Source organism: Oribacterium sp. P9 (genome assembly GCF_046365365.1).
In the GTDB taxonomy this organism is placed as follows: Bacteria; Bacillota; Clostridia; order Lachnospirales; family Lachnospiraceae; genus Oribacterium.
Genome location: NZ_JBKEIS010000022.1, coordinates 1 through 18863 on the forward strand (window position 1 = coordinate 1; position 18863 = coordinate 18863).

17 protein-coding genes and 2 pseudogenes are annotated in these 18863 nt (G+C 42.6%); all 19 read right to left on the bottom strand.

Features of this window, described 5'->3' with window-relative positions:
• Positions 1 to 410: pseudogene (locus ACK8P7_RS09970) on the bottom strand (hypothetical protein); the annotation flags it as partial.
• A gap of 126 nt (positions 411 to 536) precedes the next feature.
• Positions 537 to 908, bottom strand: a complete 372-nt coding sequence (gene tnpB, locus ACK8P7_RS09975; RefSeq protein ID WP_410044064.1) for an IS66 family insertion sequence element accessory protein TnpB — start codon at positions 906 to 908, stop codon at positions 537 to 539.
• Positions 902 to 1432: an IS66 family insertion sequence element accessory protein TnpA gene (gene tnpA / locus ACK8P7_RS09980; RefSeq protein WP_410044065.1), complete on the bottom strand. Its 531-nt coding sequence runs from the start codon at positions 1430 to 1432 to the stop codon at positions 902 to 904. Before tnpA ends, tnpB begins: the two co-directional genes overlap by 7 nt.
• 108 nt (positions 1433 to 1540) lie before the next feature.
• Complete coding sequence (gene yiaK, locus ACK8P7_RS09985) at positions 1541 to 2434, bottom strand: 3-dehydro-L-gulonate 2-dehydrogenase (RefSeq protein WP_410044066.1); 894 nt, start codon at positions 2432 to 2434, stop codon at positions 1541 to 1543.
• A 118-nt stretch (positions 2435 to 2552) separates the two neighbouring features.
• Positions 2553 to 3290, bottom strand: coding sequence for a hypothetical protein (locus ACK8P7_RS09990; RefSeq protein WP_410044067.1), 738 nt, complete (start codon positions 3288 to 3290; stop codon positions 2553 to 2555).
• Positions 3280 to 4731 carry an AAA family ATPase gene (locus ACK8P7_RS09995; protein ID WP_410044068.1) on the bottom strand — a complete coding sequence of 484 codons (1452 nt, stop codon included), beginning with the start codon at positions 4729 to 4731 and terminating at the stop codon, positions 3280 to 3282. The genes ACK8P7_RS09990 and ACK8P7_RS09995 overlap by 11 nt, the downstream gene beginning before the upstream one ends.
• A gap of 204 nt (positions 4732 to 4935) precedes the next feature.
• Entirely contained in the window at positions 4936 to 5169 is a 234-nt protein-coding gene (locus ACK8P7_RS10000; RefSeq protein ID WP_410044069.1) for a hypothetical protein, read from the bottom strand.
• A 246-nt stretch (positions 5170 to 5415) separates the two neighbouring features.
• The gene (locus tag ACK8P7_RS10005) at positions 5416 to 6360 is read right to left on the bottom strand and encodes an Abi family protein (protein ID WP_410044070.1); all 945 of its coding nucleotides are present in this window, start codon (positions 6358 to 6360) and stop codon (positions 5416 to 5418) included.
• Positions 6361 to 6482: 122 nt separating this feature from the next.
• The gene (locus tag ACK8P7_RS10010) at positions 6483 to 8288 is read right to left on the bottom strand and encodes an N-acetylmuramoyl-L-alanine amidase family protein (RefSeq protein ID WP_410044071.1); all 1806 of its coding nucleotides are present in this window, start codon (positions 8286 to 8288) and stop codon (positions 6483 to 6485) included.
• Positions 8260 to 8403: a hypothetical protein gene (locus ACK8P7_RS10015; RefSeq protein ID WP_410044072.1), complete on the bottom strand. Its 144-nt coding sequence runs from the start codon at positions 8401 to 8403 to the stop codon at positions 8260 to 8262. The genes ACK8P7_RS10010 and ACK8P7_RS10015 overlap by 29 nt, the downstream gene beginning before the upstream one ends.
• A gap of 1 nt (position 8404) precedes the next feature.
• Positions 8405 to 9703, bottom strand: a complete 1299-nt coding sequence (locus tag ACK8P7_RS10020) for an AAA family ATPase (protein ID WP_410044073.1) — start codon at positions 9701 to 9703, stop codon at positions 8405 to 8407.
• A gap of 368 nt (positions 9704 to 10071) precedes the next feature.
• Positions 10072 to 10818: a hypothetical protein gene (locus ACK8P7_RS10025; protein ID WP_410044074.1), complete on the bottom strand. Its 747-nt coding sequence runs from the start codon at positions 10816 to 10818 to the stop codon at positions 10072 to 10074.
• 1 nt (position 10819) lies between these two features.
• Entirely contained in the window at positions 10820 to 12298 is a 1479-nt protein-coding gene (locus ACK8P7_RS10030; RefSeq protein ID WP_410044075.1) for an AAA family ATPase, read from the bottom strand.
• A gap of 206 nt (positions 12299 to 12504) precedes the next feature.
• Positions 12505 to 13446 carry a glycosyltransferase family 2 protein gene (locus tag ACK8P7_RS10035; RefSeq protein WP_410044076.1) on the bottom strand — a complete coding sequence of 314 codons (942 nt, stop codon included), beginning with the start codon at positions 13444 to 13446 and terminating at the stop codon, positions 12505 to 12507.
• Positions 13443 to 15101 carry a hypothetical protein gene (locus ACK8P7_RS10040; protein ID WP_410044077.1) on the bottom strand — a complete coding sequence of 553 codons (1659 nt, stop codon included), beginning with the start codon at positions 15099 to 15101 and terminating at the stop codon, positions 13443 to 13445. The genes ACK8P7_RS10035 and ACK8P7_RS10040 overlap by 4 nt, the downstream gene beginning before the upstream one ends.
• Positions 15102 to 15188: 87 nt before the next feature.
• Positions 15189 to 16091 carry a hypothetical protein gene (locus tag ACK8P7_RS10045; protein ID WP_410044078.1) on the bottom strand — a complete coding sequence of 301 codons (903 nt, stop codon included), beginning with the start codon at positions 16089 to 16091 and terminating at the stop codon, positions 15189 to 15191.
• Positions 16092 to 16149: 58 nt separating this feature from the next.
• Positions 16150 to 17097: a glycosyltransferase family 2 protein gene (locus tag ACK8P7_RS10050; RefSeq protein ID WP_410044079.1), complete on the bottom strand. Its 948-nt coding sequence runs from the start codon at positions 17095 to 17097 to the stop codon at positions 16150 to 16152.
• 79 nt (positions 17098 to 17176) lie between these two features.
• Positions 17177 to 17596, bottom strand: coding sequence for a GtrA family protein (locus tag ACK8P7_RS10055; RefSeq protein ID WP_410044080.1), 420 nt, complete (start codon positions 17594 to 17596; stop codon positions 17177 to 17179).
• Between the two features lie 167 nt (positions 17597 to 17763).
• Positions 17764 to 18700: pseudogene (locus tag ACK8P7_RS10060) on the bottom strand (glycosyltransferase family 2 protein).
• Positions 18701 to 18863: the final 163 nt, after the last annotated feature.

Here is an 18863-nt window from a genome sequence, read left to right on the forward strand (position 1 = left end):
CATTGTGGGCAGATCTTCGCATCCTGATCAAGATGACACAGAAGGTCTCTCGATGGAAGCTTGTCATACAGCTCCTTATAAGACGCCTTCTTCTTTTTCTCACCTTCCTGCTTGCGGATGTAGCCCTTGACGATGGTCTCCACTGTAGGCTCTTCAGCGTTCGGATCCGCTGCCAGCTCCGCTTCGTTGAAAAGGTCCATCAGTGTCAGCTGCTCAGGGTTATCATAACCGACGTGTTTCTTTTCGGATCGTGAGGCAAAGATCATACGCTTGAACTCTTCAATGGTCTCCTTAGCCTCAGCAAGCTCCTGACGGAGCTGGGCTGTCTCGCGTTCCGTGGCGTTGTGCTCGTCGATGAGGTATTCGATTATTTCGTCTTTGCTTCGATTGCCGAAATCCGTAATGCTCATGGTGTGTACGTCCTTTCAAAACTGCTCTGATTATACCGCTGAAAGCACGTATTTCCTAGGCTGCGCGGGCCTTCCCGGAGGATAGCTTTATGTAATTTTTGAAAGTTTGTGCAACATCACCAAGGTTCAAAAGTCGTACTTTCCACGACTCTGCTGAATGGCGTTCGGCTGGTCGATGGAGAGGCCTTCGAGTAACCAGCGGAACTCCCGTTTCGTGAGGTTGCGAACTTCGGATGCGTGGCGTGGCCACTGAAACCGAAAGTGATCATTCGCTCCTTTCTCAAGGCGCTTGTACAGCAAACAGAACCCGTCCTTCTCGTAGTGGAGAGCCTTGATGCGATCGGCACGTCTTCCGCAGAAGAGGAAGACAGAGTTGCTGTACGGATCCAGCTCATAGGTGTCACGTACGATCGCCATCAGACCATCAATGCTCTTTCGCATGTCGGTATAGCCCGTAACCAGGTAGATGTGGTTTGCGCTGGAGATGTCACCTAGCATCGGCTGTTCAGCATGCTCAGGATACTGGCAACCAGTGCAGTATCTGCCTGATTGGTCAGTTCCAGCGTGCCGCCTCCAAATGTGATGCGCATCGTTGCTTCAAATGAAGCAGGTGATGGTTCATCGACCACGTGTGAGACCGGATGCAGTCGATCCTCTCTGCTGATCGGGAGCTCTGATATATTTATCGGAACAACCTCCTGCTTGCACTCGAGCCTTTCAGATCTGGCCGGAAGCTCACAGGCCTGCTGTCTCAATCGAGCGAGTGCCCGGTAAAATGTACTGGTCGGGATGCTGTTATCTCTACAGTATTCAAAGTCGCTTAAGCCGGATGCTCTGGCAGCGAGTATGATCTGATGCCACTCTTCATCAGAGCGGCGAGGTGCACGTTTATTCATCATGGGACTTCCTCTCTTCTTAAGTAGAGTAAAATAGTCCCATAGTGGAAGCGGCAGTGTAGTGAAATGATCCACCACTGTGAATGCCAGTGGGAAGACTGAGACTAAAATACTCTCGTTTTCCATGATTATGGCATTTTCAAAAGTATCAAACTAGCCGCACTGACACTGAGCGCTTACGTTTTAATCGTTTTTTTATGATTATTCTGTCGCAGGAGAATATTTGCTGATTATTTAGTTGGAAGCGAGCTCTATGATCTGTCTCCAGATTCCGTCATCAACGTGAATTCCTTCCTTCATGCTCTTCGCGCGGCGTTTTCTCGTCTGATCACCCGGACATGTCACCGGACGGGCCGAATCGATCGGATGCGCATTTCTGGCTGCCGTAACGCGACGATCCAGCTTTTCCATAATCTCTTCCTGTTCTCCGAACATGTTCGGGTCGTATGCAATGAAAATCTGAGAGCAGCCCCCGCAGCTTCCAAGTCCATCTGCGTCCATATCTGATCCGCTTTTACCGTTCGCCATTAAGGTTGCCGCCAGATCCAGGGCAAGTGCAAGGCCGGAACCTTTCCAGTATCCGGTCGGAAGAATCCTCCGACTCTCTTCGATTGCCCCCGGATCGCTGGTGAGATTTCCCTCCTTGTCAAATCCGCCCGGATACGGAAGTGATTTTCCGGCCAGCCGGTAGACTCCAAGCTTTCCATAGGCATACTGGCTCATTGCCATATCTACGACAATCGGTTCATCCTTTCTGGGAACGGCGATACAGAACGGATTGTTGCCGACGCTCTGCTCGTCCGATCCCCAAAGAGGCATACAACTCTCCGTATTGATCCAACTGATCCCCATAAATCCTTTCTCAGCCATACGCCATGCATATGTACCGCCGCGCATCCAGTGCGTAGTATTTTTTATGCTGACACACCCGATTCCATGTTCTTTCGCAAGCTCAACCGCGCGGTCAGAGGCAAAAATCGCATTGAGGATGCCGATTCCCATATGTCCATCGTAATTCTCAACTGCCCCTCGTTTGTGGAGCAATTCCGGCTTTCCTTCCGGATCGATCCAGCCCCTGTGCATATAATCCGCAAAACGCGGGATACGGTTCATACCATGACTTTCCATCTTCCCGGGGCCTGGCCCCAATGTTAATTTCTAAAGTTTTTAATAATCACCTTCTCAATGGCCATTTGCAGCCTCCTATTTTAGCGCCACTCTCCCCAAAAGCCTTAAACTCTGTACATCAACACATCCCACTATTAGATTCTTCTTTATCTTTATCAAACTTCTGTCGAATATCTTTAAAACATATTCCCAGGTTCGAATGTCGCTCCAGAGAATGTACATCCTCCCGAATATAGTCCCAGGACTCTGCGTAATCATTTACTACTGAGAAATCCGAATCACACAAAAACGCAAGGAACTCCTTTAAATGATCCTTATATTTCATTGCAAAATGATATGCATCGTTTTCTTTATCATCATCGGTACTGTTCAGTTTATCATGCAGAACATGATCCAGATTGCAGGACATATAGTACGCGCGGTATGGAATGCTCGTCCACACCTTATTTTGAGACTGCAGCCGATTCATATTACTGCTTTTCCGATGATTTCTTGCAATGATCAGATCTGGACGACTCGTTTCGATCGAGCGCAGTGTATACTTCGGACCATTCGTAACCTCCGGATTTTCTTCCACATGATCATCCGAAATATAGGTCCCATCCGTATCCATAATGTGTATTACTTCGAGAAAATCGGTCCTCGTATAGTGGTTTGATTTCGCATACGCTTTCACCAGATCACCGACCTTACTCACGATATGTGCAGCATCCGTACGGCTATCTGAAGTAATGTCTCCATGCGTGATCTCAACGTAAATTTTCTGGTCCGAAAATAGTCTCTGAAATATAACACCCAGAGCCTCATCATCTGAAGGGCCTTCTACAATTACATAGATTATTTTCTTACGTGCCAATCGCCTCACCCGCCTCTCTGAACGCCAGTGCGATTTCCGCATTATTGGTTGCGTTGTACACTTCCTCGCGCTGCTCACCAAGCACGATATCCCGGAAGTAGAAATCTCTCAGATTATTATTTTCCTTGATATTCGTCAGTCGTATATACCGATTTTCCGGATTCGTCGTCGTAAATGCGATAAATCCACGATCCAGTGTCTCCAGAGGCCGCAGATTATGGGATGTAAAAATCAGCTGTCCCTTTCCCTTTTCAGAAAGAATCCGAAGAAGTTCACCGAGCAGATACTCGAAAATACCCGAATCCAGCTCATCAATCACGATCGTAATCGACGGCTTATTATACATTACGATTAAGAGCTGCAGCACCGATATGATTTTCTTGATGCCTTCCGACTCATACTGCAACGGAATACTCTTATGATTCTTATCCGACATCAACATGATACGACGTCCCGCTGCTCCGCTCTTCGTCACCGTCGGTCCCAGATCCATCACACTGATCGTCAGACCCGGTACGATCTGCTTCAGAACGATGTTCATATCCTCCACAACTTCAAATACCGTACGACATACTTCATCTGGAATATCTACTGTTTGCCCTAGCGGAACCATCAGATTTCCTACTGCACCATGCTCGCCATGTCGAACATTAAATACAAGCGGAAGTGTATTTAAACTGATGATACCCGTGTTCGATGTACCGATGACGAAAAGCTCATAATTACCATAAAAAACCATCCTCTCGATGATTTCACTATGAAATGTATGCTCATCTGACATCTCAGCTCCATCCTGCTTCACTGAAGCCTTCTGCTTCCGCATCTCCGTCAGAAACTCTCTGGAAAAAATAAAAGAACGGGAAGTCGCCGATGCCAGCGCCTTCGCAACGATCAGCCGCTGCTTCACATCCCGATCCTTGCCAAAAAGCAGCTCGTACTTCGAATTCGGCACAAAAACAGAAACGGAAGATGTGTCAATAAACGGCCCCTTCCGTATCTTTCGATTCCCCTCCGTATCCTCATAAGAAAAACTCAGCAGTTCATCCATGATCTGCACTTTTTTCTTCGATTTCTGCTCGAAAACCTGAGCGGTATTCTGTTCTGTATCATTCTCTATACTCATCATCGAGAATGCATAGAAAATGTCACATTTTCCAGTCTGCTGATCTTTCATTTCGAAATGAAAGGATAAACGTGCCATCTTCTCATCCACGTTAATATAATCCGCAAACTTATCCGGCACACTCTGCCCGGATAAAATATGCTTCAGCATCTGAAGCGCATCAATCAGCGCAGTCTTTCCCGAACCGTTCTGACCGTAAAGTCCCAATACACTGGCTCTGAACTGCTTTCTACGATTTATCAGATTCAAATGACCATTTTTAACATTCTTAAAATTCTGAATCTGAATATCGACCAGTCGAACAACCGAATTTGTCATAGCCGTTCCTCCTCATCTGTTTGCATATTCACTATAACATCAATACGCAAAAGTATCAATACGAATCAAACTATAGGTACAATTTGTATCGTTCTTTGTTTTGCAATGTCACGATTATCCATTCCCCTATCGTTAAAGTCATCTATTTCAGTCTCTATCTATATCACACATTCAAAACCAGCGAAGCCCCGCCAGGGGCTTCGCTCACCCGATTTTTTTCACTTCTTTATTACTTTCCGAAATGATGTAATGCGGTCGTTTCTTCGTTTCATTATAGGTCTTCGCGAGGTACTGCCCCATGATGCCGATGCAAAACAGCTGAATCGCGCCGATGAAAACGATCACACACATGGTGGATGCCCAGCCGGCGACCGGATCACCGAAGCACAGGCGTCGGACAATGATGACGACCAGCATAATCGATGCCACGAATGCCATCCCTATCCCCGACCAGGATGCAATACTGTTTATTCCCGGGGCCTGGCCCCAATGTCGTATACTTCCTCGTACTTTATTCCCAGGGCCTGGCCCAGCCAGGTGTTAGGCAGACCTTTATCGAGTCTGCCCCCAACAAGATCAACAAGCCCTCAAAAAGTTTTATGATTCCACAGAAAAACAGAGCTAACATCATACGAATATAATGCCGCTCTGTAAAAGTTAAACTTTTTCTATGTAATGCTAATTCTACTCATTTGGGAACCAACTGTCAACCACCATTTTCAGGAAATCAAAAGTGTTCTTCACCTCCGGATTCCCTTTATAATAGTCTATATGTTTATATATGCGAGTCATGACCTTGTGCAGTTCTTCACTCTCCGATGTTTTGACTCCCGAGCTCGTCACCACTGTTTTATGCATAAAAAGCAGAGTCACCACTTGTTGTATTCTGGCATTACTCATCCGATTCTTACGGAAATTTTTGTTCATCCCTTCTATTCCCATTAACGCTTTAGTAACATCAGCATTCGTATCATGTGCTGCTGTCCTTGCGCGAAGATCATTCAGAATGCAGTTACTATGGGCCGATGCATTTCTGATTTCTTTGCAAGTCAAAAGCCGATAAAAATTATTTTTCATGCTCTTGTCAGAGAAACGATCCGCACAGAAGCCATAAAACGCAACCAGTCGGCCAAATGGAATAATTTCAATAAATGCCCATACCGGGTAGGCTCCATCATATTTATCGATGATGTTACCGCAATATATATTTCCTTTATTACGATTGATCTCGCTGTCAAAAATCTTCTTTTGCTTTTCGTTTAAAGAATCAATATAGTCCTGAACAATCCGATATCCATCTTCGCAATTCTCTTCAACCTTACGAAGAAGCTGTAATTTGGTGTGATGCTCGACATCCAAAGCCATATGTACGATTCGATATCTGAACTTCTTATCGATTATTGCCAAATCAACCAGATACGCAAAATCGAGATCAATATACTTATTTTTATTCTTACCGTCCGGATGCTTAGGATAATTCTTTCTATACGCTGTAAGTTTGAAGTAATTATTATGTTCAAGCAGATACTCCTTAGCAGCATCCTCATCCATAATATCGAAACGAACCCCTTTATCCTTAAGATGTTTCACCTGTCCATCCAGATCAAGTATAGGTTTAGTTATCTCCATATCGCAGTAAACCCTCTTATCTGTCATTCATAATAAGTATAATTTTACCATACAAAGGAGCTGACCTCAAAGCGATATTGGCGTTCATCCAGCGCATTTACTCATACCTACAATAGTGATCCTCAATCTATTTTCTCTCCATTCTGATCAAAGGTAAATTTCCGCTCGTACTCACACTCATTTTTATCAGCTATAACAATGCATCTCTGGCCAATCGTCATGGCTCCATCATTCCAATCTCCGAAGTAGTAAGTGGCATGTTGCCATGCGTAAGGATCGCTGTCCAGAAGTTTTGAACTACCTTTGTTTATCCAGCCGTAAAGCATATGGCCATTTTCATCAAACGCGTACTTTTTCCCTTTAATATCTCTTATGACATATTTTCCACTCAACTTACACTTATAAGCTTTTCCATCACTGCCAAAGTACATCCACCAATAATCGGCATCTCTGACTAAAGCTTCATCACCTTCTTCAAATGCCACAGCCTTCCATGTTTCTGTTACCATAGCGCCATACTTATTAACGTAATAAATAGGTCCATTTACGTCTTCAATCAGTTTATCTGTCACCATATTTCCATCGGTATCTAGATAAAACCATTTTCCGTTGGCAGATTTCCATTCATCTGTAATTGGACTACCATTCACCAAATATCGCCATTTTCCTGTTGTATTATCCCATCCATTTCCAGCAATTTTAGGCTTTTCCCTGTTAAGCTCATCTATATTTAGGTCAACATCTTTTTGCGCCGATCTGATCGGCTGCGGAATAGCAACATCATCTTTATATAATCCAGAATCATTATTATTTTCTATTGCCTTCTGGTTATGCTGCATAGCTTCTTCTATCAAGCCAAAAATACTCATCTGATAGGAATAATCATCCCCGTTTTTAGTATAGATACGCCAGTTTGATACTCCCTTATCATTTAGATTTGCGATTTTAGATTTCAACCTTTTATTTTCAATTATTCTTGTAAGAATTTGTAAATCCCGACCTGAATAATTATTGTCTATTTTAAAGGTACGTTCCAACAGTTTACAGCTTTTTCCAATCATTTCATCGGACCGTGCCGGAAACACATAATTTACGTAGGTATGCCAATCATCCTTCAATTGATCTTCAAATACTGTCGCAGCCTTAATTGAGACATACTTTACGCCCACAATATCTTCAGCTTCCTGGTTTTTCTGTATGTACTCAAGGAGAAACTGTGGAAAAATATATTCCGGCTTAAAGCTGCCGGATTCATTCCTTACTTTAATCGAACACAGAGCAAGCAGCGGCCAATACAGAAGATATTCCTCGGAGGTAAACTTCAACTCTTTTCTTAAGCACGATAGTCTCTGTGGGATATTACTCATATCAACGATTGAATAACCATCTACTCCTGGTGTCGTAGCTATCGCTGCTACTTGAAAGTCTTCAAAGGCCGGACGATTAAGTTCCACCCAACATGTATACACAGAGGCTCCCAGGTATAAGCATGGAAGTCCGGGAAAACTATATCTCTGTGTCGAGATGATCCTACGACTGTCCAGCGGAATATGGAACATCTCATCATCTTTATAGTCCTTAGCCGTGATGTCTCCACTTCTGTTCTCTCTTGCACGATACAATAAGGCATCTGGAGGGATAGATGCTTTTAAAAGTTCAGACTTCGAAATATGCAGTACTTTCACTGCCTTTTCAAAATTTTCATACGCATCCGAATGAATCCCCTTCAGGTAATTCTTCAATGAGCGTCCGCATAATCTCCTAAATTTCTTAATACTATCCAGAACAGATTGCGATACTCCTTTATTCTCTAACGCACGAATATATGTCTTCAGTAAGTTATCAACTTCTGTCTCAAAATCATCACTTCCGAATTCTACTGGTATTTTCAATTTCGGATCACTGAAAATGCTCTCTAGCAAGTCCATTCTTCGCCTCCACTCTGAGAACCTCATGTGCGCCAAGTTCTTTCAGCATTTTGACAGCCTCGGGCCAATCAACCAGCGTTTTCTTCCGGTCTTCCTTTTCACTCTTCTTCGCCATATCAGCTCTCCAGATAGCTCAATAAAATCTCGGTATCATCTTCTCCGCCAGACAGAAGATCAAAAATATAGTTCCCCACAGAATCACCGTTATCAGAAGCATCCGCAAGAAGGGCATTCACTTTTTTATCGTCGATCTTCGCAAAGTCAGCTATACCATCCGTATTCGGCTTTCCAATATATATATCCTTTGTGCTTACGTACTGAACGATATATGGTGAATGACTTGCCACTATGATACGGCAGTCACCCGCAAGCTGGGAAAGGACCGAAAGATAGCTTTGCAGCAAGCTCGGATGAATGGAGTTCTCCGGTTCCTCAAACGCAATCAGATGATAGCCATTGATCCTGGCCAGGATCGTATACGTTAACATCAAAAACACTCTCTTGGCGCCATCTGACAGGCTTTCGAAATTCAATGGCTGATTCAGATTCTTATCCTGAACAAACATCGAATATACTTTATTCGAGATGATATAAGGAGCGTTAACCGGCAGTTCCAACCCATGCAGCTCCCCTAGATCAACCTCCTTCACATCGATACTAAAGATGTTCGGAAACAGTTGCATAAAAGTATTCATTAATATCTCATACTGATCCGGATACCCCGCCTTCAGCTTATATACGATTCTAGGCACATCATTAATGCTTGAAAAATCAAATCCATCAGAGTCCTTAGGAATGAGTGGCGTTTTTATATACAGCGGCGCTGCATCAAAATCTCTCTCTACATAGATTTTGATGTTATTCAGATTCTCAATGACCGGTCTGTAAAACAAATCCTCATGAGCAAGCAGCTTATTCAGGACAAGTTCGTTCTCCTCCACCTTTATTACAGTACTGCATCTGCCGCTCTCCGAAGATTTATAAAAGAACTTTTCCTCGTCACGTTGAATCAGTTTAACCGGCTTCTGATATTTCTCATCCGCTCGTGCCGTAAGCCACTCCTTAACGATTTTGCAGCCAGATGTGTTTTGCCCATTATTTTTTATCCAAGCAAATGAGAATCCATAATTAACTACATATACTCTTTCATCCATCAGCATCTGAAAAGTCAAATCTGCAACATAGTTTTTCGAATCAAGTTTTTTGTTTAAGGGCATGCCATAAACCGTCGACATCATCCGGTGTTTCATTTCCGGATCCTCATTAATAAAATCAACCGCAAACTGAATCGCATTCATCAGATTTGACTTACCATAACTATTTACTGAAACGAGCGAAGTTATTCCTGAGCCAAATGCTACGCTATCATTCTCGAGGTTCCGAAAGCCTTCAATTCTTGCATTTAAAATCCTCATCATAATCACCTATATATTCGATATAAAATCCACATTCTTATTATATCGTCCAAACCTTTATATGCAATATTTTATTGCATATAATATCGATGCGAAGTTATATAAGTGTCATTTTTCGCATTGGTGTTATTTACTATTGCGTTTGCCGTTTTTCTATTCTGCATTCACTGTATGTTTTCCAACTCACTTATTTTTCTATCATATCTCAATCAGGATCATCCCGAGTCATTCTCTCGCTCTCTCCTTCGGCCAATGCAGGCGACCACCACTCTATACTTTCAATTTCATTTTTTGCCATTTATTTCCATCTTTATCTATATATCAGAATTTTTCCCGGGACCTGGTGGTCCCAGGAAGGGGCTCATACCCTATAAGAGTCCATCCGGTGTCGGATATTTCGTAAAGTAAATATGTAAGTTCGTATGCCTTTCTAAAGAATGTACCCCTTCTTTGATATACTTCCAGGATTCCGGCACGGAATTCGGCACCCCGTTTACTACATCAGTTTTTAAAAACTCCGGGAATAAATACTCTTTTCCAAGGAACTTTTCATAAAATTGATCTGCATAGGCCTGTTTATCATCCTTATCCAGATTTTGCTCGTTGTATAAAGCATGATCCAGATTGCAGGACATATAGTACATCTCGTAAGGCAGCCCTTCGATTTCGTGGAGCTTCTGCAAGTGATTCAAGATATCTGCCTTTAGTCTATTCCTTTTCTTAGCTCTTTCAGGATTCGTACAGCTAATAGTCGTCAAGGAATACTGAAATCCGTATGTTGGTCCGTTTATAATTGCAGTTTCCGGAATATAAGCTCCATCTGTATCAAAAAGCTGGATCACATGAAATATATCCCGCTTATTAAGTTTTCTTTCTCTCATATACTCCTGAACCGTCTGATAAATCTGCTTCTCTACATTTTTCCAAACCTGTTCATAGCTATTCGTGCTATCAAGAATTTCCTCTAGATTGGGATCACTTGTAATGTCTCCCTCTGTAAACTTAAATTCTACATCTTTGTTTCTGCGGTATATCGTCTGAAAAATCTTTTCCAACGCCGCTTTGTCTGAGGGTCCCTCTACGATGAAAAGCACCGTTTTCCGTGTCACTCCCATACTACTCCTGCCTTTCTGCGGTCTGCAGTTTTCTTTCAAATTCAGAGGAGAACAACAGCTTTACGTCATTATTGACTTTTCCAGCTTTTCGGAAGGCATATCCCATGGCAATCAGATCATCTTCATCATAGAGTTCTTCTTTCTGCCCACCAAGCGTAATCGCCCGAATATAGAAATCTCGCTTATTGTGATTCTTCTCAATGCCAACCAGTCGAATATATCGATTATACGGATTTGTAGTCGAGCAAATGATATTTTTAGAATCAAGCATTTCAAGGATGCGAAGATTATGCGATGTGAAGATCAGCTGGCCCTTCATCTCCTTACTCATCATGCCCAGCAATTCGCCCAGCAGAAATTCAAAAATACCAGAATCCAGCTCATCCACAACGAGACAAACGCCCTCATTGTTGTACACTGAAATCAGATAATTAAGAATAGAAATAATCCGCTTAATACCTTCTGATTCATAGCGAATCAGAAATTTTTTTCCATTCCTGTTGGAGTATACATCCACCTGTACCTTTTTCGTTCCGTCCGGCTGCTCCAGTTCCATCCTTTTCTTCAACTCAATCTGCAGATTCGGAACGATGGATCGTATGGCAATATTGATTGCCTCAATCGTTGCCTTTACCTGTTCAAAATATGCTGCATCGAATTCCCATACACCAGCAATATCGAGGCTGATCACCTCCTGCGTAATGGCCATCTCGGTTTCCCGATGCACATTAACCGGAATCATCTGATTACAGTTGATCGTTCCAAGCTGCTGAACCTTCACAACATTAAGATCCACAGTACCGAATTGCATGATACCAATGATAACATCTCTGAATGCAATCGTCTCATCCGTTTCCTTCAGTTCCCTTATGCCTTTTAGCACATTACTGTTAAATAAGACAGACCTGTAATTTTGTGCTGAAATCAGCGCAAGATTCTGAATCGATAGTAGAAACGGAATGTCCTCAAAACTACTCTTATGCTCTGACTCTATCGATAATTTCTGCTGTGACAGAAGATCCATATCCTCATAGTACGGATTCTCAAAAGTAATATCTCTTTCTGCTTTCCACGTTGAACCTCGGGTCCAATATGTCAGTTTCTCTTTAAATATCTCAATTTTCTTCAGATCATCGTTTGCTCGAAGATAAGCTTCATATGTTGCCTTATACTTCTTTTTATCTCTGGCAATAAAAAAATCGGTAGTAATCACCGTAGGATTTTCTCTGGACAGTATCCCTGCATAAACATCAAACGGCACTGCAACACCTCTGATAACATTTTTTAAAATATCCAGAGCCTCTACCAGCGCAGTTTTTCCGGATCCGTTCTGTCCATAAAGTCCTACTATATCCTTCTTATCAATGACACCTCTACTGTTGATGCTTCCATAGTTCATGTACGTAATTTCACCAAAACCAACATTTTTCAGGTTCTTAATAGCAGAACGCATGATCCGTACACTATACTTGTTTTTCATTAATCCACCCCATCATCATGTGTAATTCCAACAGATGTACTGTATCCCAATAATACAGTAAAACCGACATTTTGTCCAGTTGAGCAAAAGCAAAGTCAATACTATCCCAACTCTATACTTTCAATTTCAATTTTCGCCCGCCATCTATTTCCATCTTTATCTATATTGCGTACTCAAAACCGGCGAAGCCCCGCCAGGGACTCCGCTCACCCGATTTTTTTCACTTCTTTATTACTTTCCGAAATGATGTAATGCGGTCGTTTCTTCGTTTCATTATAGGTCTTCGCGAGGTACTGCCCCATGATGCCGATGCAGAACAGCTGAATCGCGCCGATGAAGACGATCACACACATGGTGGATGCCCAGCCGGCGACCGGATCGCCGAAGCACAGGCGTCGGATGATGATAACGACCAGCATGATCGCCGCCACGAATGCCATCCCTATCCCCGACCAGGATGCGATGCTGAGCGGCACCTCCGAGAAATTGATGATGCCGTCAAATGCATACTTCAGCAGCTTCCAGAAGTTCCACTTCGTCTCACCGGCCACACGCTCGACGTTCTGATATGGCAGCCAGTACGTTTTAAACCCGATCCAACCGAAGATGCCCTTCGAAAAGCGGTTATACTCACTCATCGCGACGATCGCATCCACCATCTCCCACTTCATGAGACGGAAGTCCCGCGCACCATCCACGATGTCGGCATCCGAGATGCGATTGATCAGCTTATAAAATTTCCGGGCAAACCAGGATCGAATCGGTGGTTCTCCCTCTCGATTCACCCGCCGCGTCGCCACGCTGTCATAATCCCCGGTCTCCAGCATCTTCACCATCTCCGGAAGCAGCGCTGGCGGATCCTGCATATCCGCATCCATCACGGCGACATAATCTCCACTCGCATTGCAGAAGCCGGCGTACATCGCCGCTTCCTTTCCGAAGTTTCGCGAAAATGAAAGATACGTCACATGCTCATTCTTCTCCGCGAATCCCTTTAAGATGGTCAATGTCTCATCCCGAGAACCATCATTCACAAAAAGGATCTCGTACGCGCACTGCATCGTATCCAGAACTCTCGTCACCTCATCATAAAACAGCGGAAGTGCTTCCTGCTCATTAAAGCACGGAATGATTAAGGATATTTTCATCTCTTCACCTTCAATTTATATCTAAGCCCAGCGAGTGCCAGCACTACTACAGAACATAAAGAAACGATATCCCCGAGACGCCAGTACCACGGGAACTCAAAGGTCAAATAATACTTACCGTCATAGTTTGCCGGAACTGTAAATGCGACTTCCTTATTGCCGGAGTCGTGGATCTCACAGATCTCACCTTCACTATTTCTCAGCACATAGCCCTTATAATTAAATACAGGGAGAATCACCTCGCCACTAGCATCACTTCCGGTTTTACAATACACTTTCACACTTGTTCCGTTATGGCTGATCAGTTTCAGCTGCTGAAGATTCGTTCCCTGTACATCATGTGCCGCAACATCCATCGACGATCCTGCCCGCATATACTCATTCGCTTCATACGAATGATCCAGCTGCGATGCATCTGTAAGATAGGTAAGGTTTGCGCCATTATAATAATTACTTACGAAGAACATCGCACCGATACATATGAGGCCCGCAGTCAGACAGCTCAGTCCCATCTTCGCAGTTTCACCAGAAAATACACTCTTCAGGTCCATCACAACACAGGCAAGCAACAAGGTTAAAAACAGGCAGCTGAAGCCGATCCATCTCCACGGGAACTGTATCTCTGCCAGCATATTTCCGAGCTGACTATGTTCCGCCAGCCAGTTCCATGGAAACATATCAGATGCCGCAAACAGTGTTATTCCAGAAACCACGCAGAGTTTTCGGGTCATGTCTGACGCATGTCCCTTCAACCAGAGCACACCAGCGGTCATAAATACAAGCATCAACATAAGTCCCGGCGAAAGATTCATTCTCTCCGTCACTTTTATATTTGCTTCACCGAAAATATTCTGAAATACTGCAAAATACTGCCCTATATATGCCCCGTTTTGCTGAATCCACTTTACCTGTCCCGCGGAATCCGTGATACGAACCGGCACATTTAAGTAATAATCCAGCCATGGAATGATAAACCATAGATTCAGAAGCACCGTTCCTACGACCGCTAAAGCAAGCGACTCGATCGTTTTTATCTGCTTGGTGACTTTAAAATTCAGGATCACATATAGCGCAAGCACCAGCACCACCATTTCCGTCGTGAGGATATGTGTCTGCAGAACCCCGGTCATACCGATGATCAGAAGAAGGATGCCCTTATAATCCAGCTTCCTCTGTTCTTCCGAATGATATAAACGATACATCGCATACGCAATCAACGGCAGAAAAATCATCGCTGAGTACTCACCCACCGCTGCCCGCACGTAAATATCCATCAGGCGATACGCCGATGTCACATATGCTGCAGTCATAAGCAGGGCAATGTCTTTATTCTTCACCATCGCATCGAAGCACCGATACGATATCGCAACCGTCAACACATTCATCAGCAGTATGTACGCATTATATGCATCGTTGATTGTCACACCGAGTAATCTGAGAAGCGCCGGAATATAGAGCAGCAGGTCTCCATAGAATAACGTTGCATAGCCATATTTATCATTCCATATAGATTCCAGCCGCACCGGAAATTGTCCCTGACGCATCCCTGCTGCCAGTCCCTCGATACGCATCAAATGAAACTGAAGATCATGTCCATTATGAATTGCCATCGCAAAAGTCGGCATCGATGCCAGCAGAGCAATACCGATCACCATAATCATATCTCGCGATATGATATGTTTCATTTTCCCATTCATACTCCTAAAATCCCTTCTTATAATTAACGCATCAATTCATAAGCTTTATAGCCAGACGTAAATAATGGTTTCCAGTCTGTAAATCCACTTTTTCAAATTAATGAATATATATATTTCGATACCGCATAAAATCATTGTCAATAGCACCGCATAATCTTTTAAATACTCATAACCATCACCAAGCAGGACCCAAAAGCTGGATATATTCATATACATTTGATGGTAAATGTCTGTTTGATTCATATAAACCTCAAATGGTGCGGTCAATCCCCTGCCATAAATAAAAGCAACTATCCCTGAACCCCAGAAAACAAATGCAGTCAATGCAAACCATACTAAGCTAAACCTCTTTATACACAAATAATAGCAAATAATAAATGGCACGATTAGCAATGTTTGCAATTTAAAAGAAAGTCCGATTCCTAACATAATGAACGCCAGACAGTAATGATCATCATACAAAAACATCAATAGCAATACTAAAAAAGTAGTATAGATAGAATCACATTGGCCCCAATATGCAGAATTTAAAATCACTGTCGGCAAAAGCAATACGATTGCATATACTACTTGAAATTTCATACTGAGAAATTTCTTTTTCTGCTCGCGAGTCACCAAACAAGCAACCGACACAGCCAAAGCATAGTCAAACACTATCGATATTATCTTGTAAAATATCACACAATCACAATCAAAATATATCCCGAAAGAAATTAGTGTCTGATATAACAAATTATAGTCTCCAACTTGTCGATTAAGAGAAAGGACTCCCCCATGCTCTCTGATTTCATAAAACCATGGAATCAAAAAGTTGGCCATATCGTCTGAAATAAAATTGAATCCAAAAGTTCTTATAACAAATCCCAAAATACTCACAATCACAAAAGCGAGAATATGCTGATTCTTTTCTATGCACGAAATCATCTTCTTTTCTGCAATGCTAATCATACCCGACCTCTTAATAATCAGTTGTTAATAACAGCATCTAATTTATGCTAGTTTGGCTCTAAAACGTTCTTTCGCTAATGATATACCTAGGGCGACGTTTTACTTCCATGTAAATCTTTCCAATGTACTGGCCTATCACCCCTAAGCAAACTAATTGAATGCCTCCAAGCATACAGACAATGCATGTCATGCTAGCCCACCCAGAAACTGCATCTCCTATGATATACGAAACAATCGCATAAATAACGCCAATAAAACTCAAACAGGAAACCAGGAATCCAAAACCCGTAATTAAACTGAGCGGTTTAACGCTTAAGCTGGTAATTCCATCAAACGCCAACGCCAACATTTTGCTAAGTGGGTAATGGCTCTCCCCAGCAATTCTTTCATGGCGTTCATAGTATACAGTAGCACTTTTAAACCCAACCAGAGGAACCATACCTCGAAGAAATAAGTTCACCTCTCCAAACTTGGCAAATTCATTTAAAACGCGCGATGACATCAATCGATAATCCGCATGGTTATATACCACCTCTGCCCCCATCGCATTTAACAGCTTGTAGAAGCTCTCTGCAGTAAAGCGCTTAAAAAAAGTATCGGTATCCCGCTTGCTTCGCACGCCATATACAACTTCATTACCACTCATATACTGATCTATCATATTTTCCATAGCAGAAATATCATCCTGTCCATCACAGTCAATGGAAATGGTAATATCGCATCTATCTTTAGAATCTAATAGACCTGCAAGCACTGCATTCTGATGACCTCGGTTCCGACTGAGACAGATACCCGAAAAATGATTATCTATTTTTGATAATTCTTTAATTATATTCCAAGTATTATCTTTACTTCCATCATTCACAAATAGAATTTTACTAGAATCATCAACTTTATCCTTATGAATCAAGGTATGAAGTTCATCCAAAAATAACTTTGAAGTAATAGGAAGTACTTTTTCTTCGTTATAACAAGGAATAACAATATATAAAACAGGTGCGCTCACTTAATTCAACCTCAACTTTCGAAAATCTGATCAATTTCTTCCAACAAGCAACAAAGTTCTATATCTTCTGTAAAAATAATTACTGCTCACTGTGGTGTTTGAATATTAACAACTTGCTGGCGATATAATTAAGAATGATCACAACAATATTGGCAAACATTTTAATAACAACATCATTCATATGCATGAAATCCACAAAAAGTAACATGCATCCCCAATCTACAATTCCTGTTGCTAATCGACAAGAAAAAAAAGAACTCATTTCTTTCAAAATATCTTTTCTGGTCATGGCTTCACTATGAAATACCCATATTCGATTCGTAATATATGCAAACATCACAGCCAAAATCCAAGCAACTACTGTACTAAGCATAATTGACAGGTATAAAATATGAGCCGCAACAAAATATGTTCCCATGTTAACTACCGTCGTCAGTACGCCAAATATCGCATAAGGAATAACATCTTTATATTTATTAATTAATTCTTTATAATTCATAATCGTTCTTCATATATCATATATCAAAAATAGTAAGATATGTATCTTAACATTAAGTCATCAGGACAGTTCCGACCAGATGCCTCATATACTATAAAGCATGTAAGTACTAATATGTGAACTTCCAAAGATTTTGCAACTAAAGCTCCTCTAGCGAGCTGGTTTTGCTATCTCTGGAAGTTCACATTATTACTTTCCGAAATGATGTAATGCGGTCGTTTCTTCGTTTCATTATACGCCTTCGCGAGATACTGCCCATGATGCCGATGCAGAACAGCTGAATCGCGCCGATAAAGACGATCACACACATGGTGGAGGCCCAGCCGGCAACCAGATCACTGAAACACAGGCGTCGGATGATGATAACGACCAGCATAATCGCCGCCACGAATGCCACCCCTATCCCCGACCAGAATGCGATGCTGAGCGGCACCTCCGAGAAATTGATGATGCCGTCAAATGCATACTTCAGCAACTTCCAGAAGTTCCACTTCGTCTCACCAGCCACACGCTCGACATTCTGATATGGCAGCCAGTACGTTTCAAACCCGCTCCTGCCGAAAATGCCCTTCGAAAAGCGGTTATACTCGCTCATCGCGACGATCGCATCCACCATCTCCCGCTTCATGAGCCGGAAATCCCACGCACCATCCACGATGTCGGCATCCGAGATGCGATTGATCAGCTTATAAAACTTCCGGGCAAACCAGGATCGAATCGGTGGTTCTCTCTCTCGATTCACCCGCCGCGTCGCCACGCTGTCATAATCCCCGGTCTCCAGAATCTTCACCATCTCTGGAAGCAGCGCCGGAGGATCCTGCATATCCGCATCCATCACCGCGACATAATCACCACTCGCATTGCAGAAGTCAGCATACATCGCCGCTTCCTTTCCGAAGTTTCGCGAAAACGAAAGATACGTCACATGCTCATCCTTCTCCGCGAATCCCTTTAAGATGGTCAATGTCTCGTCCCGAGAAGCATCATTCACAAAAGGATCTCATATGCGCACTGCATTGTATTCAGGACACTCGTCACCTCATCATAAAACAAAGGAATCGCATCCTGCTCATTAAAGCACGGAATGATTAATGACAATTTCATCGCTTTCACTCCCCAAAATACATATCCGTCAAGAAGCAATCTATAGGATCTGCTATTTAGTGTACTTTTCTAAAGACCCTTTAATAAATCACATAATCCACTTGTATGATGATTCCAGAAGCTAAATCAACATTTTCCTTTCTTTTTGATTCTGTGGTTCAAT

Excerpts from the sequence above, each read along its gene's own strand:
- ACK8P7_RS10035 (WP_410044076.1), bottom strand. The coding sequence starts at position 13,446 with ATGAAAATATCCTTAATCATTCCGTGCTTTAATGAGCAGGAAGCACTT.
- ACK8P7_RS10000 (WP_410044069.1), bottom strand. The coding sequence starts at position 5,169 with ATGGCATTCGTGGCATCGATTATGCTGGTCGTCATCATTGTCCGACGC.
- ACK8P7_RS09995 (WP_410044068.1), bottom strand. The coding sequence starts at position 4,731 with ATGACAAATTCGGTTGTTCGACTGGTCGATATTCAGATTCAGAATTTT.
- ACK8P7_RS10055 (WP_410044080.1), bottom strand. The coding sequence starts at position 17,596 with ATGAATTATAAAGAATTAATTAATAAATATAAAGATGTTATTCCTTAT.
- ACK8P7_RS10030 (WP_410044075.1), bottom strand. The coding sequence starts at position 12,298 with ATGAAAAACAAGTATAGTGTACGGATCATGCGTTCTGCTATTAAGAAC.
- ACK8P7_RS10025 (WP_410044074.1), bottom strand. The coding sequence starts at position 10,818 with ATGGGAGTGACACGGAAAACGGTGCTTTTCATCGTAGAGGGACCCTCA.
- yiaK (WP_410044066.1), bottom strand. The coding sequence starts at position 2,434 with ATGGAAAGTCATGGTATGAACCGTATCCCGCGTTTTGCGGATTATATG.
- ACK8P7_RS10010 (WP_410044071.1), bottom strand. The coding sequence starts at position 8,288 with ATGGACTTGCTAGAGAGCATTTTCAGTGATCCGAAATTGAAAATACCA.
- tnpA (WP_410044065.1), bottom strand. The coding sequence starts at position 1,432 with ATGGAAAACGAGAGTATTTTAGTCTCAGTCTTCCCACTGGCATTCACA.
- ACK8P7_RS10045 (WP_410044078.1), bottom strand. The coding sequence starts at position 16,091 with ATGATTAGCATTGCAGAAAAGAAGATGATTTCGTGCATAGAAAAGAAT.
- ACK8P7_RS10020 (WP_410044073.1), bottom strand. The coding sequence starts at position 9,703 with ATGAGGATTTTAAATGCAAGAATTGAAGGCTTTCGGAACCTCGAGAAT.
- ACK8P7_RS10040 (WP_410044077.1), bottom strand. The coding sequence starts at position 15,101 with ATGGTGATCGGTATTGCTCTGCTGGCATCGATGCCGACTTTTGCGATG.
- ACK8P7_RS10005 (WP_410044070.1), bottom strand. The coding sequence starts at position 6,360 with ATGGAGATAACTAAACCTATACTTGATCTGGATGGACAGGTGAAACAT.
- ACK8P7_RS10015 (WP_410044072.1), bottom strand. The coding sequence starts at position 8,403 with ATGGCGAAGAAGAGTGAAAAGGAAGACCGGAAGAAAACGCTGGTTGAT.
- tnpB (WP_410044064.1), bottom strand. The coding sequence starts at position 908 with ATGCTAGGTGACATCTCCAGCGCAAACCACATCTACCTGGTTACGGGC.